This is a genomic window from Streptomyces sp. CHD11, assembly GCF_018638295.1.
Lineage (GTDB): Bacteria > Actinomycetota > Actinomycetes > Streptomycetales > Streptomycetaceae > Streptomyces.
In genome coordinates, this window is the sequence record NZ_JABTTS010000004.1 from 224501 (window position 1) to 246888 (window position 22388).

The 22388-nt window shown below is 71.2% G+C and carries 17 protein-coding genes and 1 pseudogene; 8 read left to right on the forward strand and 10 right to left on the reverse strand.

Annotation, left to right across the window (positions count from 1 at the left end; all coding sequences use genetic code 11):
• Nucleotides 1–153 precede the first annotated feature (153 nt).
• Both HTV45_RS06535 and HTV45_RS34790 read left to right on the forward strand, forming a co-directional pair.
• A complete protein-coding gene (locus HTV45_RS06535) occupies nucleotides 154–1413 on the forward strand; it encodes a cation:proton antiporter (protein WP_215204644.1) in 1260 nt (419 codons plus the stop codon).
• 288 nt (nucleotides 1414–1701) lie between these two features.
• On the forward strand, nucleotides 1702–2277 hold the full coding sequence (locus tag HTV45_RS34790; protein WP_215204645.1) for a DUF421 domain-containing protein: 576 nt from the start codon (nucleotides 1702–1704) through the stop codon (nucleotides 2275–2277).
• Nucleotides 2278–2542: 265 nt separating this feature from the next.
• On the opposite strand, the gene HTV45_RS06545 is transcribed toward HTV45_RS34790, so the two are convergent.
• Nucleotides 2543–2812 carry a hypothetical protein gene (locus HTV45_RS06545; RefSeq protein ID WP_103546051.1) on the reverse strand — a complete coding sequence of 90 codons (270 nt, stop codon included), beginning with the start codon at nucleotides 2810–2812 and terminating at the stop codon, nucleotides 2543–2545.
• Between the two features lie 395 nt (nucleotides 2813–3207).
• Here HTV45_RS06545 and HTV45_RS06550 point away from each other — a divergent pair, with 395 nt between their 5' ends.
• A complete protein-coding gene (locus HTV45_RS06550) occupies nucleotides 3208–3876 on the forward strand; it encodes a DUF4232 domain-containing protein (RefSeq protein ID WP_215204646.1) in 669 nt (222 codons plus the stop codon).
• A gap of 164 nt (nucleotides 3877–4040) precedes the next feature.
• Here the strand turns inward: HTV45_RS06550 and HTV45_RS06555 are convergent, their stop codons facing one another.
• The 3 genes from HTV45_RS06555 to HTV45_RS06565 all read right to left on the reverse strand — a co-directional run bounded on the left by HTV45_RS06555 (nucleotide 4041) and on the right by HTV45_RS06565 (nucleotide 6941).
• Entirely contained in the window at nucleotides 4041–4196 is a 156-nt protein-coding gene (locus tag HTV45_RS06555) for a hypothetical protein (RefSeq protein ID WP_215204647.1), read from the reverse strand.
• Between the two features lie 102 nt (nucleotides 4197–4298).
• Nucleotides 4299–5435 carry a site-2 protease family protein gene (locus tag HTV45_RS06560; protein ID WP_215204648.1) on the reverse strand — a complete coding sequence of 379 codons (1137 nt, stop codon included), beginning with the start codon at nucleotides 5433–5435 and terminating at the stop codon, nucleotides 4299–4301.
• A 153-nt stretch (nucleotides 5436–5588) separates the two neighbouring features.
• Nucleotides 5589–6941 (reverse strand): DUF2254 domain-containing protein, encoded by a 1353-nt coding sequence (locus HTV45_RS06565; RefSeq protein WP_215204649.1) that lies wholly within the window; start codon nucleotides 6939–6941, stop codon nucleotides 5589–5591.
• A 295-nt stretch (nucleotides 6942–7236) separates the two neighbouring features.
• On the opposite strand from HTV45_RS06565, the gene HTV45_RS06570 reads away from it, so the two are divergent.
• Entirely contained in the window at nucleotides 7237–7761 is a 525-nt protein-coding gene (locus HTV45_RS06570) for a PepSY domain-containing protein (RefSeq protein ID WP_215204650.1), read from the forward strand.
• 300 nt (nucleotides 7762–8061) lie between these two features.
• Here HTV45_RS06570 and HTV45_RS06575 read toward each other — a convergent pair whose 3' ends face one another.
• Together HTV45_RS06575 and HTV45_RS06580 are read right to left on the reverse strand one after the other, a co-directional pair.
• The gene (locus HTV45_RS06575) at nucleotides 8062–8607 is read right to left on the reverse strand and encodes a copper chaperone PCu(A)C (protein ID WP_251691415.1); all 546 of its coding nucleotides are present in this window, start codon (nucleotides 8605–8607) and stop codon (nucleotides 8062–8064) included.
• A gap of 225 nt (nucleotides 8608–8832) precedes the next feature.
• A pseudogene (locus HTV45_RS06580) lies at nucleotides 8833–9345 on the reverse strand (rhomboid family intramembrane serine protease).
• Nucleotides 9346–9529: 184 nt separating this feature from the next.
• Here HTV45_RS06580 and HTV45_RS06585 point away from each other — a divergent pair.
• From HTV45_RS06585 to HTV45_RS06595, 3 genes are all read left to right on the forward strand, one after another.
• The gene (locus HTV45_RS06585) at nucleotides 9530–10585 is read left to right on the forward strand and encodes an AI-2E family transporter (protein ID WP_215204651.1); all 1056 of its coding nucleotides are present in this window, start codon (nucleotides 9530–9532) and stop codon (nucleotides 10583–10585) included.
• Nucleotides 10586–11285: 700 nt separating this feature from the next.
• The gene (gene ctaD, locus HTV45_RS06590) at nucleotides 11286–13025 is read left to right on the forward strand and encodes a cytochrome c oxidase subunit I (RefSeq protein ID WP_251691418.1); all 1740 of its coding nucleotides are present in this window, start codon (nucleotides 11286–11288) and stop codon (nucleotides 13023–13025) included.
• Nucleotides 13022–13444: a cytochrome c oxidase subunit 4 gene (locus HTV45_RS06595; protein ID WP_215204652.1), complete on the forward strand. Its 423-nt coding sequence runs from the start codon at nucleotides 13022–13024 to the stop codon at nucleotides 13442–13444. Before ctaD ends, HTV45_RS06595 begins: the two co-directional genes overlap by 4 nt.
• Before the next feature lie 153 nt (nucleotides 13445–13597).
• Here the strand turns inward: HTV45_RS06595 and HTV45_RS06600 are convergent, their stop codons facing one another.
• On the reverse strand, nucleotides 13598–15244 hold the full coding sequence (locus tag HTV45_RS06600) for a ubiquinol-cytochrome c reductase cytochrome b subunit (RefSeq protein WP_215204653.1): 1647 nt from the start codon (nucleotides 15242–15244) through the stop codon (nucleotides 13598–13600).
• A gap of 249 nt (nucleotides 15245–15493) precedes the next feature.
• On the opposite strand from HTV45_RS06600, the gene HTV45_RS06605 reads away from it, so the two are divergent.
• Nucleotides 15494–18550 carry an FAD-binding and (Fe-S)-binding domain-containing protein gene (locus tag HTV45_RS06605; protein WP_215204654.1) on the forward strand — a complete coding sequence of 1019 codons (3057 nt, stop codon included), beginning with the start codon at nucleotides 15494–15496 and terminating at the stop codon, nucleotides 18548–18550.
• A 329-nt stretch (nucleotides 18551–18879) separates the two neighbouring features.
• Here the strand turns inward: HTV45_RS06605 and HTV45_RS06610 are convergent, their stop codons facing one another.
• From HTV45_RS06610 to HTV45_RS06620, 3 genes are all read right to left on the reverse strand, one after another.
• Nucleotides 18880–20667 carry a glycoside hydrolase family 15 protein gene (locus tag HTV45_RS06610; RefSeq protein ID WP_215204655.1) on the reverse strand — a complete coding sequence of 596 codons (1788 nt, stop codon included), beginning with the start codon at nucleotides 20665–20667 and terminating at the stop codon, nucleotides 18880–18882.
• The gene (locus HTV45_RS06615) at nucleotides 20664–21752 is read right to left on the reverse strand and encodes an enolase C-terminal domain-like protein (protein ID WP_215204656.1); all 1089 of its coding nucleotides are present in this window, start codon (nucleotides 21750–21752) and stop codon (nucleotides 20664–20666) included. The genes HTV45_RS06610 and HTV45_RS06615 overlap by 4 nt, the downstream gene beginning before the upstream one ends.
• A 44-nt stretch (nucleotides 21753–21796) precedes the next feature.
• Nucleotides 21797–22388, reverse strand: a 592-nt coding sequence (locus HTV45_RS06620; protein ID WP_251691420.1) for a thiamine pyrophosphate-dependent enzyme, incomplete at its 5' end; no start/stop codon positions are given.

The window sequence follows — 22388 nt, forward strand, 5'->3', positions numbered from 1 at the left end:
CTTCCGGGGGTTGTTCGGTGGATGGTTCACGCGGTGCCGAGCCGCTTGCCCAGCCATGGGAGCACCCGGGAACACGACGGACCTGTCCGATGACCCGGGCCAGTCGCCTGCGGCGGGGCTGGTCCATCGGGCGGGTTGACGGGCTGGAAGGACATGTTCCTTTCACGGCCGGGCAAGCAGACGGGCATGCTGAACGTCCTGCTGACGGTGGTCGGTGCCCTGGGACTTGTGGTGGCGGCGGTCTCCGGGCCTCTCCGGCGTGTCCCGCTGAGCGCGCCGCTGCTGGCCCTGCTGACGGGAATGGTCCTCGGCCCGGAGGTGCTGGGAGCCGTCGATTTGCCCACGGTGGTGGAGGGGCACAAGGAACTGCACGAGGTCTCCCGTCTGCTCCTGGCGGTCTCGGTCATGGCCGTGGCCCTGCGCTATCCGTTCCGTGATGTGCGAGCGCGGGCGAGACCGCTGCTGGTCCTGCTGATCGTGGCCATGGCCGGGATGGCGCTGCTCACCACGGTGGTATCGGCTGTCGTCCTCGGGCTCGGCCTCGGTACGGCGGCGCTGCTGGGAGCGGCTCTCTGCCCGACCGACCCGGTGCTCGCCTCCAGCGTCGTCACCGGCGAGCCCGCCGAAAAGGGGATCGCCGCCCGGACCCGGCAGTTGCTCTCCTTGGAGTCGGGCGCCAACGACGGGCTCGCGCTGCCCCTGGTGCTCGCCGCTGTGGCGATCGCCGGACCGCTGACGGGGACACGAGCGCTGTCGGAGTCCCTGTGGCAGGTGCTGGGTGCGCTCGTTCTCGGAGTGGCAGCGGGCTGGCTGGGCGGGAGAGTACTGCGCGTGGCGGAGAGGAGCGGAAGCATCTCGCCCGGCCCCCTGCTGGTGTACACCCTGCTGCTGGCCGTCTTCGTGCTGGGCGTGTCCGGCCTGCTCCGCTTCGACGGCGTTCTGGCCGTCTTCGTCAGCGGCCTGGCCTTCAACGCGGTCAGCTCGGTGGATGAACGGGCGAGTGAGAACAAGATCGACGAAGCGGTCAACCGCTTCCTGGTCCTGCCGCTGTTCGTGCTGCTCGGAGCCATGATCCCCTGGCGTGAGTGGGGCGAGCTGGGCTGGTGGCGCGGCATCCTGCTGGTTCTCGGTGTGCTGTTGGTGCGCCGCCTGCCGGTCCTGATCGCCCTCAAGCGTCCCCTGTCCCTGTCCTGGCGGGACGCCGTCTTCCTGGGCTGGTTCGGCCCCATCGGGGTCTCGGCCCTGTTCTATCTGACCATGGAGGCCCACCGGCTCGGCGCCGACCCCGAAGTTCTGGCAGTCGGGACACTGGTCGTCGCGGTCAGCACCGCCGTGCACGGCGTCACCACGGCTCCCGGTCTGGCCCTCTACCGTCGAGCGGCCACCGGAGGAACCGAGGAGACCGTGAAGTGAATCCGCACAGGTGTACCCGTGAGTCCACCGCCGGGCCGGAGCGCGGTGCATGCCCGGTCCGGCACGACGGCACGCGCCTCATCGTGGGTCTCCGGGCGCATGACCGGTCGAGCCGGCGGCCGGTGAGCCGGACCACGCAGCCGGCCGTGTCCTCCCGGCGACGAGCACGAGGCCGAAAGGCGTTCGAGGCTCGGCCGGGCAGCGCCGGGGCGGCCGCCGGCCTGCCGGACCGGTTTTCGGACCTTGGTCCTTGTGGGAGGGGCCCTTGCGCCGGGTACCAGAGGATTCGTGTTCTTCGATTCCTGGAATGAAATCTTCCGCGTACTGGTCATGGCGGGGCTGGCCTACCCGATCCTCATCACCGCGGTACGTGCGTCGGGCAAGCGGACCCTTTCGAAGATGAACGCCTTCGACCTGGTGGTCACGGTCGCGCTGGGATCGACCCTGGCCACCATCCTGCTCAACCGGCAGGTGGCCCTGTGGGAAGGGGCCCTCGCCCTCGGCTCGCTGGTGACGCTGCAGTTCGTCACCGCCTGGGCATCGGTCCGCTTCCGGGGTGTTCGCCGGCTGGTGAAGGCCGAGCCGACCCTGCTGCTGCACGAGGGCCGCTTGCTCCACGAGGCGATGCGACGCCAACGGGTCACACCGGACGAGGTGCGCCAAGCGATCCGCGCCCAGGGGACCGGGGCGCTGGAGCTGGTACACGCGGTGGTCCTGGAGACGGACGGCAGTTTCAGCGTGATCTCCCGCTCGCAACACGGCTCGGGAAGCGCCATGGAGGGCGTGCCGCAGCGGCGAACGCGCCACCACGACGTCGGACAGCAGCCCGCCGCTGAGCATGGCGACCGGCATGGACCTGCCTGAACGGGCTCGCCCTGGACGCCGCCGTCGTAAGCTGCTCGGACCCGCGGTAGGCACTACCAACGAGTGGCGCGAGCCTGGTTCTTGGGACGGGGCCCACTGCCGCGGTACCCGCACTGGGCGGTCGCCCGGCGAGGGGCGGAACCGTCACCTCGGCCGTTCCCCGGCTCGCCGGGTGACCGCGGACGGTGAAGGCTTCCCCTGTCTCGCGCCCCTCCCTGGCCGCCCGGCCCGCGAATGTCCTCGAGCCGGGTGTTCCGAGCCCGTCTTACCGGCCGGGGCCACCGGGGTGAGTCGCATGCGTGCGGGGACGCTCGCGGCGGCGGTGGGCCGCTGCGCTCGCCACCGCGCTCAGGCCCGCGCAGAAGATGAGCGCGAGGGCCAGGCCGGAGCAGAAGACGGCCAGCGTGTTCATGGTGGCGATGTCCTGGCCGAGTACGGACACGGTGTACTCGGGGCCACCGGAGACGTTGTCGGCAATCACCAGGCCGGTGAAGGTCCCTACGGCCGCGAGGAGGAGCAGTCCGAGTATGAGCATCCGGATCATCCCTTCGAACGGAGCGTTCACTGGTACGGGATGCGGTGCTGATCGGGTACCCGTGGTGCCGCGCGGGACACGTGGCAGGCGCGAACGGGGGCGTGGGCGTCGTACCCCCGGCCGGCTCCCGGTCTGCGGGCCTGCCGGGATGCGCGTGCTGCTCGGTGTGCGAGCGGTCGGCCGTTCAGCGGTGCGGAAGCCGGGAACGGCTTCAGGGCCGGCGCGGCACCGCATGCGCCGACGGCAGGCCGCCCGGCGCCCGGATCGCCGCTGCAGTGGTCACCACCGCAGCCGACGGGATGTCCGCCAGCCGGAGGCGGGGCGTGTGAACCCCCCGCGGAAGGGAACGCGGTGCCCGTCTCTGCGTCCGCCACGGTCTTGAGGGAGGACTCCTCATGCAGCGGTCCGGTTCACCCCGCCGCGTCCCCCGGTTACGCCGAGGCCCGCTCGGCACCGTCGCCCTCGTCACGCTCGCCGCCCTGACGGCCTGCGGCGGCGAAGCCGTCACCACCTCGGCGTCCTCCCGAGCGGGCACATCAACCGGCACGGCGACCACGGTGACTTCCTCTGCCTCCGCCGACGCCACTCCGGGTCCGGCCGCACCCTCCTCCTCCCGCAACACGACGCCGGTGTCACCGGACCCACCCGGCGATGCCCTCCGCTGCACCCGTGACCGCCTCGCCCTTTCCCTCGGCCGGATCTCGCCGGGCGCGGGCAATCTCTACGCCCCCCTGGTCTTCACCAACAAGGGCACAGCGGCCTGCCACCTCAAAGGCTTCCCCGGCGTCACGCTGCTCGACGCCTCGGGCGAGCGGATCGGTGCTCCGGCACAGCGCTCGGGGGACTTGCGGCCCGCGGTCGTCCTGGCACCGGGTGAGAGCGCGTACGCCGCCCTGCACACCCTGAACAAGGGGATCTCGGACGGACCCTGCCGACGGCCCGCTGCGTCGGTGCAGGCGTACCCGCCGGGTTCCACCTGGGCGCTGCGCACGCCGGCTCGTGCCTTCCAGGTGTGTGGTGGGACTTTCGAGGTGTCTGCGGTCCGCCCCGGCTCGCATCCCTGATTTTGATCAGCCCGAGCAACGGTCCCGTCGGACACGCCGCCGGACCAAGTCGTGCGGTGGAGGGGCGAAACGCGCCGGAGGCGAACCTCGGCAGCGGAGCGAAGCAGACGGTCAGGATTTCCCGGCCGGAAGGGTTCCGGGGCCGCGGGTGCGCGCCCCGGACGTCATGGGGCGGGGAGTTCGAGGACGCCGGCGTCGTAGTCGACGGTGACCGAGCCGTAGTCGCTGAGCACGTCCGAGCCGAGCAGCCCCTGGATGCCGCCGCCTCCCCCGGGAGGGCCGAGGCCGACGACCGTGACCTCGCCCGGGGCGATGGGCACGTCACCGACCTCCCACCGGTCCGCCCGGGCGACGGACACCCGCCCTCGCCAGGGCGGCCTGCCCGGTTTCGCCGATAGGCCGAGGCGGATCGAATACAGGGTTCAGAAGGTCCGGCTGCGCCACGAGGAGGAGGCCAGCCAAGAGGTGATCCGGCTGATGTCGGAGCTGGTGACCGTGCCCGCGACCCGGCCGTTCTCCACCGCCAGGGCGCGGTGCGCGGGGCTGCTGTCCAGCGCGGGCAGGACACCTACCAGGGGATCGTCGGGATGGGGTGTGGGGATGTTTTCGATTGGGATCATCACCGAGGTGACGGGGGAGTCCCGTTCCACCTCCGGGACGCCGGCGGCGGTCTTCACGTTCACCAGTCCGACGGGATGATGTTCCGCGTCGACTACGGGGAAGGCGGAGTGCCGGTAGCGGTACTCGGGCGCGGTGAGGAACCGGGCCACGGTGAGGGACGCGGGCACAGTGACGGGATCCGACCCCATCGCCTGGCGCACCGGGACGCCGCTCAGCAGTTCCCTCAGCTTCGCCCGGCTGCCCTCCGCGCTCGCCATGGCGATGAGGAACCAGCCGACGACGACCAGCCAGAAGCCGCTGAAGAGCGAGCCGAACAGCACGAGGTAGAGCCCGACGCCGATCAGTACCCAGCCCAGCGCCCGCCCAGCACCGGTCGCCACCGCGGTCGCGCGCAGCGGGTTGCCCGTCTTCTGCCACACCAGTGCCCGCAGCAGCCGTCCGCCGTCCAGCGGGGCGGCTGGCAGGGCGTTGAAGACGGCCAGCAGGAGGTTGATGCCCGCCAGCCAAGTAAGTGTCTCGACGGCGAGCCCGGCACCGTACAGAGCGCCGAACAGCCCTGCGAGGACTCCGAAGAGCACGCCGAGCGACAGGCTGACCAGTGGCCCGACCCCGGCGATGCGCACCTCGGCGCCAGGTGTGGGGGCCTCGCTCCTCAACCGGGCGATGCCGCCCAGGAGCCACAGTGTGATGTCGTCGGCGCCGACGCCGTTGCGGCGCGCCACGAGGGCGTGGCTGAGTTCATGGGCCAGCAGCGACAGCAGGAAGACCACCGCGCCCAGCAGCCCGGTGATCCAGTACTGCCAGGACGGCCGCCCGGGGTAGGTGTCGGGGAACCGGCCCGCGAGGCCCAGGGCGAGCACGAGGACGATGACCAGGACGCTCCAGTGCACTCCGATCCGGATACCGGCCACGCACCCGAGTGAGAATGTCGCTTTCACAGCGGTGCGCCTCCCTCTTGTCCGCCGCGTATCGGTCCGGGTTCCACGCGGCCGGGACCTCACCCGTCGCCGGCCGGCGAGTACAGCCCGGAGAGAACTCGGGGGCGACCGCGCCCCGGACGTGTTCGGCACGGGCCGCGGCCGACCGTGCGGTCAGCGGGCGCGGCCGTGTGCCCACCGTCCGGCCAGGGCCTCGTCGATGTGTCCGGTGAGCCCGGTGAGCCGGAAGTGATCGGCGGCGTGAAGGTTCTGGGCGTCGATGGTGGAGCGCAGCCGGGCGAGAGCGGCCACGAGGGGCGGATGCCGGCCGGGCGAGGTGATCCAGGCGAGTTCGCGCAGCAGCATCGCGATGCGGGCCAGGACGGCGGGCTCGGCGGCGCCGTAGCGCAAGGGCTGGTCCACTGCCAGGTCCAGCAGGTCCCCCAGGCCCGGACGTCGCAGTACGACCCTGACCTGCCGGTTGCCGTCGCGCAGCAGCCGTGGGCCGAGATCGTGCCGTGCCAGCTCGCACAGCAGCGCGGCGGAGTGCGAGAGGGCGTGTACGGCGGTCGTCGGGTCGTTGATTCCCGGGGAGAGGGCTTTGGCGGCGATGTCGGTGAGCTGCCGGAGGCCGAAGGCGATGTCCTGGTGGCCGGTGCGCTCGGGCCCGGTCCTCACCGCCTGGGCGACTCTTCCGGCCAGGCGTTCCCATGTGTCGGGGGAGAACGGCTCTCCGGTGCGGGGCCAGGCTGCTCCCACGGGTGTGGCCGCGATCAGCGAGCTCCCGGGATGGCGGTCGACGAACACGACGGCGTCGGCTTCGACCGCTGCCCGCAGGAGGGCCGCCTCGTCGACGGAGGTGAAGAAGCCGGAGGCGCCGGCGCACAGGGCGAGCGCGTCGGAGGGCGGCTGCGGCAGTGCGTCGGGGGAGCCAGGGTCGGCGGGGCCCTCACGGTCCGTGTCCCGTTCCTTCGACAGGAGCCGGCGGATGGTGCGGTCTGTGTCGGAGTGGACGCTGGTCATCAGCGTCTCGACCCGGATCCTGCGAGCCAGGTGGGACAGGAACAGGACAAGGGCGAGAAGACTGGCCAGTGTGAGCAGGAAGGCGAACGTGACCGACAGTTCGGGGACGAACCTGCTCCGCTCGTCCTCGCCGGTACGTACGGTGCGCAGCACGGTCAGGGCGTAGGTGAACGTCGCGAGGAAGAGGGCCAGGGTCGTCCGGACGTACCGGTCCGAGTTGAAGGTTCGCAGCACACGCGGGGAGAACTGGCTGCTTGCCAGCTGAAGCGTCAGCACGGTGAGCGAGAAGGTCAACGCCGTGACCGTGATCAAGGAGCCGGCGATGGCCCCCAGCACCGCGCGCGCGGCGTCGGAACTGCCCCCGAACAGGTAGTCCCTCAGCCAGGGCGGGAGGTCGTACTGGATCCGCCGGTCCAGCCGGGGCAGTCCCACACCCGTGACGAGGGCGAGTGCGATCCCCAGCGTCGGCAGTGGCCACAGCTGGACCCGCAGCGTGTCACGCACCGGTACGGGGGAGGCAGGCCGGGGACCCGGCCGGGGACGAGGGGGTTCCTGAGACGGGGCTGTAGCGCGAGGGGCGCTTCGGCATCAGCACAGGATCAGGCTACAGACCGCAGAGAAATGGGCAATCCGGAGAGAAGCCGCGGATAAGGATGAGCCGATGCCTTGTGGTGGATTTTCTGAGATGTCCGTGATTCACGGTACTTGATATGGATAGTCGGCTCGTATGAGAGGAACGGGATTCATCTCTTGGCACGAGGGTGAACGGTTGTGGAAGCGACTCGTGGTAGCCGTGTGTGTGCCTGTCGTCGCGCTGTCGTTACTTGTGGCCTGTGGCCGGGAGGATCCGCTGAACGAGCCCGCCGAGCGGTTCGGGATGGTCGAGGTCGACTACGAACGTGCCATCCGCCTCTCCGCGGCCGAAGTGACCGCCGGTGAAGTGGTCGCTTTGAACCTCAAGGAGCCCGAGTCGGACTCGCCCGAGTGGGAGAGCCGGATCGCGGACCGGGACGGGCGGCTCACGACGGTCCGGCTCGATGCCACCCGGGGCGAGGTGCTGGGGACGAGCCCCGGCCCCGATCTGACGGACTCCGAGCGCCAGGAACTGGTGCGACTCCTGGAGGAGGCCCGGATCCTGCCCGACGAGGCGGCCCGTGAAGCGGCCGGGCCGGTGGAGGGTGATGTCGTCACCGCCGTCGAGCTGCAGGAGCGTGACGGCGATCCGGTCTGGCGGGTCAGTGTCCTCGGCGTGGCCGACGAGACGGCGATGGTCCACGTGGTGGACGCGAGGAGCGGAGAGGTATTGGACCGCAGTCCGGCGTGACACGGGCAGGGCGCACGGAGCCGGGCGGCCGGTGGCACCAGGGCGGCCCCTGTGACCGGTTCACCGTGCGCCAGGGGGTGCCTGTCGGCCGGCGCGGCTCGCCGGCACCTGTGCGTACCGTTGTGTGCCGCAGGCCGTGGCCGGTGAGGTCCGGCCACACCGGCGTGATGCCGGCTGTACGTACCTCGGCCTCACCGCTGCTCCTGTTCCTTCGGCGCGGCATGGGTCGTGCGTGCGGAACGGCTCCGGGGCGCCCGGTTGTGTGATCGCTCGCCGCCCGCGGCCACCCCGCCGTCGGCGTCATCCGCCCGGTGAGGGAGAGGTCAGTCCCGGCGCGTCGGTGGCGTCCTCGACGTAGGTGGGTGTCTGGGAGTGCACCTGCAGGGCGACCTCACCGGCTCGCTCGAAACGCAGGGTGATCCACACGTAGTCCCCGCCGCGGATCCGCCGGCTCAGGTTCCGGAGCAGCAGATGGGTCCGTCCTTCCTCCAGTTCGATCAGCTCCCCGGTGGGTACGTCGACCGGACCCCGTACCGTGCCGTCCGCGCTCACGATGTCCACGGACCGCGCGACCGTCGTCTCGGCGCCGAGCAGTCTGTCGGCGCGCTGCCCCTGGTTGAACAGCCAGAGGTAGAAGGGGGCGTCGTCCCCCGGCTCCCACGGGCCGTCGGGGGGTTCGGCGATGTGCGCGTAGCGGATCAGGACCGGTCCGACACGGGCGTTGGCGCCCGGCGGGTTGTGCTCGTTCTCGGCATCGCCGCATCCCGCCGTCCCCGCGGAGACGAGACAGCCCGTCACGAGGAGGAGCACCGCCCTTCGCCACGGTGCCGTCATCCTCTTGTACATCCTGTGCCACCTCTCTCCCGGAGTTCCGGCGGCACACGGGCCACCTCCGACAGACATGCCACGCCGCAGCGGTCCCGCGTCACTTCTTGAGCCGGATGGGGGACCCTCAGGGGCAGCCGAACACACATGAACAGGGCGGGACCGTGTTCAGGTCGGTCACATGGCAGACCCGGAGCCTGCCAGGGGCGTCCGCCACCGGGTCTGCCGCCGGCCCCGGACGGTCGGTCACGCCCCCCGCCTCCCGCCCTCCGCCCCGTCGCGTGTCCGTCGCAACGCGGAGCCCGCAGCCCCACTCCCCAACAGTCCGAGAAGGTGCCCCTGCCAGCTGACCCCCGCGGCCGCCGGCAGGACGCCCTACAGGAGCGACCCGTAGACCACGGCGACGAGAACGCCTATGACGATGTCGCCGGCGCGGCGATCCACGAAACCGCATACCAGCGGGTAGCCGAACAGACCGAAGACGACACCGGACGCGCCCCCGGTCGTGGAGTGCGCGAGCGCCGTCAGCCACACTCCCAGGCCGCCGACGAGGACGATCACCAGGACGACGGCGAGGAACCGGCGCACGCCGGAGATCGCGGCGAGGAAGCCGAGGACCAGCAGCGGCACGCTGTTCGCGTTGAGGTGGTCGAAGCCGAAGTGCACAAAGGCGGCGGGCACGACGTCCCTCGGTTCGCCCACCTGGCCCGGGCTGACACCGAAGGCGTCCCGGGCGTGGCCACTCGCCGTCACAGGCATTGCAGTGGACGTCCAGGGCGACGGTGCGAGGCGGGCCCACGGACCGCGCCTGCCCGACGTCGTCCCTCGCCGTCGACGTGTTCGGGTGAGCCTCCTTCCGAGTCGACGGCTCCGGAAGGTGACCGCGTGCGTATCGGGCGGGCCGTTCGCCCGGGACAGCGCGGCCGGTGCGTACGGTGGTCGGGTGCAGCTGCTTCCGGAGCCCGTTCGCCGGTTCGCCGCCTGGTGCGCCGTGATCCTGCTGGCCGCCGGGGTCGGTTACGTCGGTATCCAGGTGTGCGTGGCGCTGCGTACGGCCGTCGTTCCCGTACTGCTCGCCCTGCTCGGTACCGCCCTGCTCCTCCCCCTGGACCGGTGGCTGGTGAGGATGAAGGTGAACCGCTCTGTCGCCGCCGGGCTCACCTGTACCGCCGTTCTCGCCGTGGTCGGCGGTGCCGTGTATGTCGTCACGGTCACGCTGGTCGACACCTGGGACCAGATCGTCGCCTCGCTGCGCAGGGCGGTGCGCGTACTGGCCGACCGCTTCGGGGCGGACGGCACCTCGCTGGAGGACCTCGCCGACGACGCCCTGGACCTGCTGGGAAGGTTCGGGGGGACAGCCGCCTCCGGCGTCGTGACGGGTATCGGTTTCGTCGCCCAGGCCCTCGGCATGGCGGTGCTCGCGCTGCTGCTGGTCTTCTTCTTCCTGCGCGACTCCCACCGGGCCGCCGCCGCGCTGCGCTCACTCGTCCCGCGCGACGCGGCCGACGCCGTCGAGGCGATGGCACGGCGGGCCTTCGAGGGCGTGGAAGGGTTCATGCGCGGCACCACCGTGGTCGCGCTCATCGACGCCGTCTGCATCACCGCCGGCCTGCTCCTCCTGCGGGTCCCGGGTGCCCTCGGGCTCGGGGCGATCATCTTCATCGGCGCCTACGTGCCCTATGTCGGCGCCTTCGTCTCCGGGGCCGCGGCCGTGCTGGTGGCCCTCGCGGACCGCGGGTTCGCCGTCGCCCTGTGGGTGCTCGGAGTGGTGCTCGTGGTGCAGCTGCTGGAGGGGAACGTCTTCCAGCCGATGGTCCAGAGCCGGACCGTGCGGATCCACCCGGCGCTGGTCCTCGTAGCGCTCACCGCGGGTGCCTCCGTGGCCGGGATCGTCGGAGTGCTCCTCGCGCTGCCGGTCACCGCCGCCGCCTTCGGCGTCGCCCACGAGCTGCGCACACGGTACGGACCGTCGGCCGCGGGGGCGTCCGCGGGTCCGTAGGCTCCGCACCGGATGCCGACCGAGCACCCGTTCGCCTGCCCCGGTCGGCTCCGGCGCCACGGAGGCCGTGGTCATTTCCGACGCGTGCGAACCGTTTCGCCCGGTATCGGCCCCGTCGAACAGCTCCCGGTGAAGGGCACGACACCGTGCGGTGGGAAACCGCTCGCCACTGGCACGGGAAGGCCGGAGGCCGTCCGGCACGGCACACCTCCGCCGGATGCCGACCGGAGCCGGTGGACGGCTGTGACACGGGCGTGGACGGACGCCGTGGCAGCGCGTGCCGCATCGGACAGCGGGTTCCGGGGTGAGTCTCGCGCCACCCGGCCCGCACGACGTTGATGACGTTGCCCCGGTTCCGGGTTCAGCTCGCGAGCCGAACCAACCCACCACCGCGATCCATTCCTCCGGCCGCACATGCGCTCCTATTCGCTCACTCATCTGCCCAAACGCATGTGCGGCATCGATGAGGCGCCGAGTAGCCGCAGGGACCCACCAGACGCGGAGAGACTGGCCTGTGCCCGCGCCTGAGCGGCAGGTGCAGGAGCCCACTCGCCGGGTACTCCGGCCCGCGACGGTTCACGAGGTTTCCGCAGCGGCGGTATCGGTGAGACGTCGGTGTCGGAGGTTCGACGCGGCGTCGGCTCGCGGGCAGCCCGGCAGATGGGATGCGCGGGTCAACGGGTGACGGGAAGAGGCGTGCATGGCGGCGGTGGACAGCGGTGCGCAGACGTCGGGCGGTACGGCGAGGCGGCTGACGCAGGGAAGGGCCGTGGTGCGGTGGCTCACGACGACCGACCACAAGGTCATCGGCCAGATGTACCTGACGACCGCCTTCGGGTTCTTCCTCTTCGCCGGCGTGCTCGCGATGCTGATGCGGGCCGAGCTGGCACGCCCAGGTCTGCAGATCGTCTCCGCGGACCAGTACAACCAGCTCTTCACCATCCACGGCACGGTGATGATGCTGCTGTTCGCCACCCCCACCTTCGTGGGATTCGCCAACGCGGTGATGCCCCTGCAGATCGGTGCCCCCGACGTGGCCTTCCCCCGGCTGAACGCCTACACCTACTGGGTGTACCTGTTCGGCGGCCTGATGGTGGTGTCGGGCTTCCTCACGGACGCAGGGGCGGCCTCCTTCGGGTGGTTCGCCTACGCTCCCCTCAACGGGCCCGCACATTCCCCCGGAGTCGGAGGCGACCTGTGGGTGATGGGGCTGGTCGTGTCCGGCCTGAGCACCATTCTCGGGGCCGTGAACTTCATCGCCACCGTCATCTGCCTGCGGGCCCCGGGCATGACGCTCTTTCGGATGCCCATCTTTACGTGGAACGTGTTGTTCACCTCGATCCTGGTGCTGCTGGCGTTTCCCGTGCTCACCGCCGCGCTGCTGGCGCTGTTCGCCGACCGCAAGTTCGGTGCGCACGTGTTCGACCCGGCGAACGGGGGAGCACTGCTATGGCAGCACCTCTTCTGGTTCTTCGGGCATCCCGAGGTCTACATCGTCGCCCTTCCCTTCTTCGGCATCGTCACCGAGGTGATCCCGGTCTTCAGCCGCAAGCCGGTCTTCGGGTACTTCGGGCTGATCGGTGCCACCATCGCCATCACCGGGCTGTCGGCGATCGTCTGGGCGCACCACATGTTCGCCACGGGGGCGGTGCTGCTGCCGTTCTTCTCCCTGGCGTCCTTCCTCATCGCGGTGCCGACGGGGGTGAAGTTCTTCAACTGGATCGGCATCATGTGGCGTGGCTCGCTGTCGTTCGAGACGCCCATGCTGTGGGCGCTGGGCTTCCTCGCGACGTTCCTCTTCGGTGGGCTGACGGGAGTGCTGCTGGCGTCACCGCCATTGGACTTCCACACCACGGACACCTATTTCGTCGTGGCGCACATGCATTACGTCCTCTTCGGCACCGTGGTCTTCGCCATGTTCGCCGGCTTCTATTTCTGGTGGCCGAAGTTCACCGGCCGCATGCTCGACGAGCGGCTCGGGCGGATCCACTTCTGGACGCTGTTCCCCGGGTTCCACCTCACGTTCCTCGTGCAGCACTGGCTGGGCGCCGAGGGAATGCCGAGGCGTTACGCCGACTACCTCGCCGCCGACGGTTTCACCGCCCTCAACACGATCGCGTCCATCGGCGCCTTCCTGCTGGGCGCCTCCACGCTGCCCTTCCTCTACAACGTCTGGAAAACGGCACGGTACGGGGAGCGGATCACCGTCGACGACCCCTGGGGCTTCGGCCGCTCCCTCGAATGGGCGACCTCCTGTCCACCCCCGCAGCACAACTTCGTCGCCCTGCCTCGCATCCGGTCCGAGTCGCCCGCGTTCGACCTGAACCATCCACGCTACGCCGAACAAGCGCACTCCCATTCGCCGTCCGGTGGCGGAGCCGAGGGCCGCCGGACGGGAAGCACGGGCAGGGGAGAGAACGAGAAGGGGCAGCGCCCGTGAAGGCCGGGACCGCCCTGTTCGCGGGCGTCAGCCTCTTCTTCGCCGTCAGCGCTTCGGTCTACGGATGGTTCTCGGCCGAGCCGGCGGGCACCGCCGTCCTGGTGGTCTCCTGTCTCATGTCGGCCCTGGTCGCCTTCTTCCTCTGGCACCGGCACCGCAAGGAGGGGCCTCTGCCGCAGGACGAGAAGGCCGCGCCGGTGCACAAGACGTCAGGGCACGTCGCCTTCTTTCCGCCACGCAGCGCCTTCCCGGTACTGGCGGCGGCGGGTACGGCGCTGCTCGGCCTGGGCGCGGTGTACGGGCTGTGGCTGTTCCTGATCGGCGTCGGCGTGCTCGCCCCGGGCATCCTGGGCTTCGTCTTCCAGTACGGCGCACGCGATACCCGAAGCGTGCGCACGGCCAGCGAGCAGGACCGATGAGCGGGGCGACACGGCAGACAGTCGTGGTGACCGCGGCGAGCGCCGGGACCGGGGTGCCGACGGCCAAGACGCCGGCCGTCGCCGTCAAGTCAAGGCGGTGGCCGTGGGGACGCACTCCTGCTCCGTCCTAGCAGGTTCTGAGCCACCGGCCTGTCAAGCGCTCCGGCCGTCCCCGCCCTTCCCGGCCGGAGCCCTGTCGTCACACTGTTCGCCGTCGGCGGCGTCCTCGCCGGGAAACGGCACCCGGTCGCCGTGGAACCAGTCGCTCAGCACCGATCGGAGCCTGGCCGGCCGACCCGTCGGCGAGCCAGGCTCCGGTGGAGGCAGCGGACGTGGCAGGTCACGGCGGACGAGAGCGTGGCGCTCCCTTGCTGTGACGGGACTGCGGGGCTCCCGGTAGCCGCCCTCCACCGACTGTCCGACTTCACCCGTCTCGTCGCCCTCGGACAGCCGGGAACGGTCGTGCCACTGGAGGGCCAGGCAGACCCGCCGGGTCAGCCAGAAGGCCACCAGGGGGCCGGCGAGGACGCCGGCGCGCAGGCACCAGGTGAGTGTGTTCAGCGGGATGTCGAAGGTGAGCGCGACGATGTCCTGACCGCCCGCCAGCAGCAGCAGCCCGTAGAAGGTGATGCCGGCGACACCCAGGGCGGTGCGGACGGGCACGTCGCGCGGCCGGTCGCACAGGTGCCGCTCGCCCCGGTCATTGGTGACCCAGCGCTCCATGAAGGGATACAGGTACAGCGCGAGGAAGAGCAACAGCGGGAGGACGACGGTGGGCAGGAACGGGTTCCAGGCGACGGTGTGGCCCCACAACCTGGTCTCGAAGCCCGGCAGGAGGCGCATCGCACCCTCCACGAAGCCCAGGTACCAGTCGGGCTGGGCGCCGCTGGAGACGTGGTCCGGCCGGTAAGGGCCGTAGTTCCACACCGGATTGATCTGGGCGACCGCCCCCAGCACCGCGAGGACCCCGAAGACCATGGCCAGCAGGCCGGCCGACCGCACGGCGAACTGCGGGAACATCGGCTTGCCCACCACGTTCCGGTTGGTCCGGCCGGGACCGGGCCACTGGGTGTGCTTGAGGTGGAAGACCAGGATGAGATGGAGGACGACGCCCGCGAGCAGAGCGCCCGGCAGGAGCAGGATGTGGACCGGGTACAGCCGGGAGACGATGTCGTGCCCCGGGAACTCCCCGCCGAAGAGGAACATGCTCAGGTAGGTGCCGACGATGGGCACGGACAGGACGAAGCCCTGGGCGGTCCGCAGGCCCGTGCCCGACAGCAGGTCGTCGGGGAGCGAGTAGCCGGCGAAGCCTTCCAGCATCGTCAGCAGGAACAGTGTGAGCCCGATCAGCCAGTTGGCCTCACGGGGGCGGCGGAACGCGCCGGTGAAGAACACCCGCAGCATGTGCACGCCGACGGCGGCGGCCATCACCAACGCGGCCCAGTGATGGATCTGCCGGATCAGCAGCCCCCCGCGCACGTCGAAACTGATGTGCAGGGTGGACGCGAACGCCTCACTCATCCGCACACCGCGCAGCGGAACGTACGAGCCCTGGTAGACCACCTCCGACATGCTCGGCTCGAAGAAGAGCGTCAGCCAGACACCGGTCACCAGCAGAACCACGAAGCTGTACAGGGCCAGTTCCCCCAGCAGGAACGACCAGTGGTCGGGGAACGCCTTGCGCAGCGTCGTCCGGGCGGCGTCCAGCAGCGGCATACGGCGGTCGAGATACGCCGTGGTCCTCTCCGCCGACCGGGCCGCCCTCGCGTCCAGCCCTCCCTGACTGCGCGACAACGGCATGCGCACCATCCCTGCGTTGTGTCGTGATTTCGGCCGTTCGGCACAGAGGTACCCCGAAGACCGTCGTCCAATGGAGTGGCTTCGACGGGACCGCGAGCCGTCCCGCCGCGTCATGGCGCCGGAAGCGTCGACCCGGTTTGCGTCCACCGTGCGCCGGATACACGGTCGGGGCACCGGCGCAGGCCCTGCGGTCGTCGAGGCGCGGGTCCGCCGGCGCGCCGTACCCGTCCCTCCACCGGAAGGCCGCTGATGGACCCCGTCGATCTCCCCCTCCCCGTCACCAGGCGGTCCCGGAAGCAGGTCGACGGGCCCGCCCTGGAAGCCGCGCTGCGGGCCAGGGTCGACGGTGAGGTCCGCTTCGACGCGGGTGCCCGTGCGGCCTACTCGACGGACGCCTCCAACTACCGGCAAGTGCCCATCGGGGTGGTCGTCCCTCGCACGGTCGAGGCGGCCAGGGAGGCGGTGGCGGTGTGCCAGGAGCAGGGTGCACCGCTGCTGTCCCGGGGCGGCGGTACCAGCCTGGCCGGCGAGTGCTGCAACACCGCCGTGGTCCTGGACTGGAGCAAGTACTGCAACCGGCTGGTCTCAGTCGACCGCGAGAACCGCCGTTGCGTCGTCGAACCGGGCATCGTCCTGGACGACCTGAACCGACAGCTCGCCGAGTACGACCTCATGTACGGACCCAAACCGGCCACCCACCCGAACTGCACCATCGGCGGGATGATCGGCAACAACTCGTGCGGATCGACGGCCCAGGCGTACGGCAAGGTCGTCGACAACCTGCGCCGCCTGGAGGTCCTCACCTACGACGGCGTCCGGATGCGGGTGGGGCGGACGGACGACGGCGAACTGGAACGGCTGATGGCGTCCGACGGGCGCACGGGGGAGCTGTACCGAGGGCTGGCGGGGCTGCGCGACCGGTATGCCGGACTCGTCCGCGAGCGCTATCCCGACATCCCGCGCCGGGTCTCCGGCTACAACCTGGACTCGCTCCTGCCCGAACAGGGCTTCGACGTCGCGGGACTGCTGACCGGCTCCGAGTCCACGCTGGTCACGGTCCTGCGCGCGGAACTCGAACTCGTCCCCGTGCCGAAGCGCAGCGCGCTGGTCGTGTTGGGCTACGAGGACATCTGCCAGGCCGCCGACCACGTGCCGGCGGTCCTGGAGCACCAGCCCGCGGCACTGGAGGGGGTGGACCACCAGCTGGTTCACTTCCAGCAGAAGAAACACCTCAACCCCGACGCGCTGAAGGAACTGCCCGACGGCAGGGCCTATCTGATGGTGCAGCTCGACGGTGACACACGCGAGGAGGTGGAGGAGCGGGCCAGGGAGCTCATCGACGCGAAGCCCGAGGACGTCGACCACACCTGGTACGACGACCCGGAGCACATCGGACAGCTGTGGAAGGTGCGCGAGTCCGGGCTCGGCGCGACCGCGCATGTTCCCGGCAAGCCGGACACCTGGGAGGGCTGGGAGGACTCGGCCGTGCCCGTGCCCCGCCTCGGCGACTACCTGCGCGACCTGAAGCGCCTCTACGAGCAGTTCGACTACGGGCACCCCTCGGTCTACGGCCACTTCGGCCACGGCTGCGTCCACACCCGTATCCCCTTCGACCTGGAATCCGAGGAGGGAGTCGCCCGGATGCGGGCGTTCGTGGAGCGCGCCGCCGACCTGGTCGTCTCCTACGGCGGATCGCTGTCCGGCGAGCACGGGGACGGTCAGGCCCGGGGCGAACTGCTGGAGAAGATGTTCGGGCCGGAACTGATCGAGGGGTTCGAGCGGCTGAAGGGCCTGTTCGACCCCGGGAACCGGATGAACCCGGGCAAGGTCGTCCTGCCGTACAAATTGGACGAGAACCTGCGCCTGGGCGCGGACCACCTGCCCTGGGAGCCGGAGACCGTCTTCTCCTTCCCGCACGACGACGGCAGGTTCAGCCGTGCCGCCGGCCGCTGCGTCGGCGTCGGCAAGTGCCGCTCCCTGGAGGGCGGCGTGATGTGCCCGAGCTACCGGGCCACCCGCGAGGAGGAGCACTCCACCCGGGGCCGGGCCCGGCTGCTGTTCGAGATGGTCAACAACGACGGCGACTCACCGGTGACGGACGGCTGGCGGTCCGGCGAGGTGCGCGACGCCCTCGATCTCTGCCTTGCCTGCAAGGGCTGCAAGACGGACTGCCCGGTCAACGTCGACATGGCCACCTACAAGGCCGAGTTCCTCCACCACCACTACAAGGGCCGGCCACGCCCTCTGGCCCACTACTCGATGGGCTGGCTGCCCGCCGTGGCCCGGCTGGCAGCCATCGCGCCGCGCACCGTGAACGCGCTGGTCTCGGTGCCGTGGGTGGCACGGGCAGCCAAGGCGCTCGGAGGTGTGGCTGCCGAACGTGACGTACCGGTCTTCGCCGAGCAGCGGTTCACCGACTGGTGGCGTGAGCGGGGCGGGCCGCGTGGTGACGGACACCGGGGCGAGGTCGTGGTGTGGCCCGACACCTTCACCGACCACTTCCACCCCGCGATCGGCCGGGCCGCGGTGGAAGTCCTGGAGGCGGCCGGATTCCGCGTCAAGGTGCCCGGAGCGGCGGTGTGCTGCGGACTGACGTGGATTTCCACCGGACAGCTGGGCGTCGCCGAACGGGTCTTGCGCCACACCATCGACGTGCTCCGTGAGGACCTGCGCAAGGGCACCCCGGTGGTCGGCCTCGAACCGAGCTGCACCGCCGTCTTCCGGGCCGACGCCCCTGAAATGCTGCCGAAGGACCCGGACGTCGAGCGGTTGCGCGCCCAGACCAGGACGCTCGCCGAGATCCTGGTCGAACACGCCGACGACTGGCGGCCACCGCGCGTCGACGCCCGCGCGGTGGTGCAGCGCCACTGCCACCAGTACGCCGTCATGGGCTTCGACGCCGACCGCGAGGTCCTGCGACGCGCAGGCGTGGACGCCGACGTGCTGGACGCCGGCTGCTGCGGACTGGCCGGCAACTTCGGCTTCGAGAAAGGTCATTACGACGTGTCCATGGCCTGCGCCGAGGCCGGGCTGCTGCCTGCCGTCCGGGAGGCGGACGAGTCGACACTGGTCCTCGCGGACGGATTCAGCTGCCGCACCCAGGTCGACCAGGCCGGCACCGGACATACCCCGCTGCACCTGGCGGAGATCCTCGCCGCCGGCCTCCACGGGAGCGAGGCCGTGGCGGAGCGGCCCGAGGCGCCCGGACCGCGCTCCCTGCTACCGCTCGCGGTCACCGGGGCCGCGCTACTCGCCGTCGCGGCCGGAGCGCGATACGTCCGAACGTCCACACGCGGTGCGTCCTAGCCGTCGGACACGTCCCGCGTACCGTTGTCCGGCCTGAACCGGCGCCTCACCTTGCTGCTGGGCACCGTCCTCACGCCGACGGACCGGAACCGTGGGCCCCGGGCGTGCGGCTGCGTGGCCACTCCGAGGACGTGGCCCGCCGTGCCGTCACGAAGGGATCCGCAGCCGACGCCGTCAGTCTCGGCGAACTCGACCGGGCCGGGGTCACTTGGACCGACCGTGTCGCGGCAGGAGACGTCGTACCCGTGAGCAGCCGCACGCGACCGCGGGCGGGCAGCGGGGGCTGTTGCTCACCGGCAACGACCATGAGGCGTGCTCAGGGTCGCCCTTCACCAGCCGTCCGGCGCGCCACTTCCCGAGGTGCCGCCGAACCGCGCCGAGCATTCCAGCAGCAGGGCGTGGACGAACCCTTGCGGCAGGTTCCCCCGTAGCTGACGCTGGGCCACGTCGTACTCCTCGGCGAACAAGCCCGCGGGACCGCAGGCCGACCGGGTCCGTTCGAACCATCGCGACGCCTCCGTCACCCGGCCCTGCGCGTGGGCGGACAGCGCCGCCATGAAACCGCACAGCAGGAACGCCCCCTCGGCGTCGCCCAGGGGCTCGTCCCTGTGGCGGAAGCGGTGCACGTACCCGTCCTTGGCCAGGCGGCGCACCACCTGCGCGTGCGTGAGCCGGAGGCTGGGGTCGGTGGGCTGCACTGCCCCGCGGGCCAGCGGCAGCAGGAGGGCGGCCTCCGGGCCCGGGTCGTCGGCGGCCCGCTGCCAGTGGCCCTCGGGGTGCAGGCAGCGGATACGGGTTGCTTCCAGAACGTTGTCGGCGAGGCTGGACCAGTCGGCTGACGCCCCTGTGCCGATGTACCGGGCCAGGTCGCGCAGGCCCACGACACAGGACAGGCGGGAGTGCGCCCACCAGCGCTCGTCCAGCTCCCACAACCCCGCGTCCGGCTCCGCCCAGCGCTCGGCCACGGCCTCGGCGGCGACGCGGGCGGCCTCGGCGGACCGCCCGTCCAGCATGCCGTGACGACCGGCGGCGGCGAACAGTTGAAGCGCCTCCCCGAACGCGTCGAGCTGGAACTGGCGTCCGGCGCGGTTCCCGGCGCGGTTGCTGCCGCCGGGATAGCCGGTGAGCGGGAGCGGGTGCTCGTCCGGCGGCGGCCGGCCGCCGACGGTGTAGGCGGGACGCAGGTCGGCGCCGTCCTCCAGGACGCGGTCGGTGACGAAGCGCACCGCCCGGTCCAGCAACGGATGGGGGCCGTGTGCGGCGACGGCGATCCCGGCGTAGCACTGGTCGCGGATCCAGGCGTAGCGGTAGTCGTAGTCGCGTCCGGTGTCGGCGCGCTCGGGCAGCGAGGTGGTGGCGGCCGCGACCATGCCACCCCGGGAACTGGTCAGACCGTTCAGGACGGCGTACGCCATGCGGGTGTCGCGGGGCGCCGCGGTGTCGGCGCAGTCCGGCACCGCCTTCTTCCACCAGCGTTCGGTCGCCTCCCAAAGATTTTGCGGGTCCAGTGGTGCGTCCTGCCGTTCGGTGGCGATCTCCAACACCAGGTCGTGGCGAGCGCCTTCCGGCAGCCGCAGCCGCCCGCGCAGCTCCCCGTCCGGACCGGTCCGGGCCCGGTCCGCACCGGTGAGTCTCACATGGAGCGCGCCGCTGCGGGCCCGCCACAGCTCTCCCTCACGGCGGATGCCGGTCATGTCCCGTCGCCCGTACTCGGCGCGTACGTCGAGGCCGATGTCGACGAGGGCCTCACCGCGGACGGCGCGGACCTGGCGGAGCAGTACGACGCGTTCTGTCCCCGCGGGTACGGCGAGGGCCTCCCGGCAGGAGACGATGCCCTCGGCGGTGACCCAGCGGCTGACCCGGATGAGAGTGCCGTCTTCGTAGTAGCCGCCCCACACGTTCCAGTCGTCCGCGGGGCGCACCCGGTAGTGGCCGGGTCCGCCCAGGAGGCCGGAGAAGACGGCACCGCTGTGCCAGGCGGGTGCGCAGAGCCAGGCGATTCCTCCGCGCGGATCGACGAGCGCGCCGCGTTCCCCATCGGCGACGAGGGCGTAGTCGCGCAGCACCCACGGGCTGTCCGTCAGCCGTGCGTCGACGGGGTGGGGGCCGCCGCTCATCCGGTCCGGAAGCGCTCGGCGGCCCGCCGGTTCAGACTGAGGCCGTGGCCCGGCTCGCCGGAGGCGCCGGGGGTGACGGTGCCGCCGCCCGGGTCCAGGGTGCCGTGGAACAGCAGGTTCTCGACGCGGACGTGGTCGTGGAACCACTCCAGGTGGCGCGTGTTGGGCACGGCTGCGGCGACGTGGGCGTGCAGGTGCGGAGCACAGTGGCCGGAGAGGTGCAGGCCGAGCCCTTCGGCGACGGCGGCGGCGCGCAGCCAGACGGTGATGCCTCCGCACCGGGTGACATCGGCCTGGAGGCAGTCGACGGCTCCCGAGGCGGCCATCCGGGTCAGGTAAGGCAGGTCGTAGCCGTACTCGCCGGCGGTGACGTCGGCGGCGACCGCGTCGCGGACCACGCGCAGCCCCGCGAGGTCGTCCGAGGAGACGGGCTCCTCCAGCCAGGTGACACCCGAGTCGGCCATGGCCCCGGCCATACGCACCGCCTGCTTGCGGGTGTAGCCGCCGTTCGCGTCGACATACAGGTCCGCCGCGTCGCCCACGACCTTGCGGGCCAGGCGGGTCCGGTGCAGGTCGCGGGACTCCTCGCGTCCCCAGGACTCGCCGATCTTGATCTTCACTCGGTCGATGCCCTGCTCGGTCCACCCGCGCAGTTGCCGTTCGAGCTGGGTGTCGTCGTACGGGGTGAGGCCGCCGCTGCCGTACACCGCGACCTCGGTGCGGGCCGCACCGAGCAGCCTGACCAGGGGAAGCCCGAGCAGGCGGGCCTTCAGGTCCCACAGGGCCGTGTCGACGGCGGAGATCGCGCCGGCCGCGATGCCGGGCCGCCCGGTGTTGCGCACGGCGCGGCTCATGCGGTCGCCCGCGGCGGGGACGTCGAAGGCGTCGTGCCCGGTGACGAGGCCGGACAGCTCGTCACGGACCACCGGTGCGGTGGCGGCCGATCCGTAGGTCCAGCCGAGACCGGTGTGGCCGGCCGCGGTGACTTCCACCAGGACCAGGGTGGTGGCGTCCCAGGCGAGGGTGGCGTCCCCGCCCGGAAGGTCGGTGGGGACGCGGTACACGGAGACGGACAGGCGCTCCACAGCAGGTATGTCGTGGAGTGGCCGAGCCGACGGTGCCGGGTGCGTCACTTGTTCTCTTCCGTGCTGTCGTGCGGACCGGCGCCGGGGCGGTCACCGCGATGGCGGCTGCCGGGCAGCATCTCCTGCACCTTGGCCTTCAGCCCCTGCCTGACCATGGAGCCGCGGTCGCTGTCCCCCTTGAGGATCGCGGTGGCGGCGGCCTCGATCTGGTCCAGGGAGGCGTGCGGCGGGATCGGCGGGACGGCGGGGTCGGTGCGGAAGTCGATGACGAACGGCCGGTCGGCGGCGAGGGCCCGGTCCCAGGCGGCCTCGACCTGCTTGGGCTTCTCCACCCGTACGCCGTCCAGGCCCATGCGCTGTGCGAACTCCGCGTACGGCAGGTCGGGAAGGTGCTGGGACTCCTCGAACTGCGGGGCGCCGGACATGGCCCGCATCTCCCAGGTGACCTGGTTGAGGTCGCCGTTGTTCAGCACGGCCACGATCAGCCGCGGGTCGGACCACTCGTGGTAGTACTTCGCGGCCGTGACCAGCTCCATCATGCCGTTCATCTGCATGGCACCGTCGCCGACCAGGGCGATGGCGGGCCGGCCGGGGTGGGCGAACTTCGCGCCGATCGCGTACGGCACGCCGGGGCCC

What these genes read in the sequence shown, in the direction of transcription:
- HTV45_RS06535 (WP_215204644.1), top strand. Translation starts at nt 154, where the DNA reads ATGTTCCTTTCACGGCCGGGCAAGCAGACGGGCATGCTGAACGTCCTG.
- HTV45_RS06545 (WP_103546051.1), bottom strand. Translation starts at nt 2,812, where the DNA reads ATGCTCATACTCGGACTGCTCCTCCTCGCGGCCGTAGGGACCTTCACC.
- HTV45_RS06550 (WP_215204646.1), top strand. Translation starts at nt 3,208, where the DNA reads ATGCAGCGGTCCGGTTCACCCCGCCGCGTCCCCCGGTTACGCCGAGGC.
- HTV45_RS06575 (WP_251691415.1), bottom strand. Translation starts at nt 8,607, where the DNA reads ATGTACAAGAGGATGACGGCACCGTGGCGAAGGGCGGTGCTCCTCCTC.
- ctaD (WP_251691418.1), top strand. Translation starts at nt 11,286, where the DNA reads ATGGCGGCGGTGGACAGCGGTGCGCAGACGTCGGGCGGTACGGCGAGG.
- HTV45_RS06600 (WP_215204653.1), bottom strand. Translation starts at nt 15,244, where the DNA reads ATGCCGTTGTCGCGCAGTCAGGGAGGGCTGGACGCGAGGGCGGCCCGG.
- HTV45_RS06605 (WP_215204654.1), top strand. Translation starts at nt 15,494, where the DNA reads ATGGACCCCGTCGATCTCCCCCTCCCCGTCACCAGGCGGTCCCGGAAG.
- HTV45_RS06610 (WP_215204655.1), bottom strand. Translation starts at nt 20,667, where the DNA reads ATGAGCGGCGGCCCCCACCCCGTCGACGCACGGCTGACGGACAGCCCG.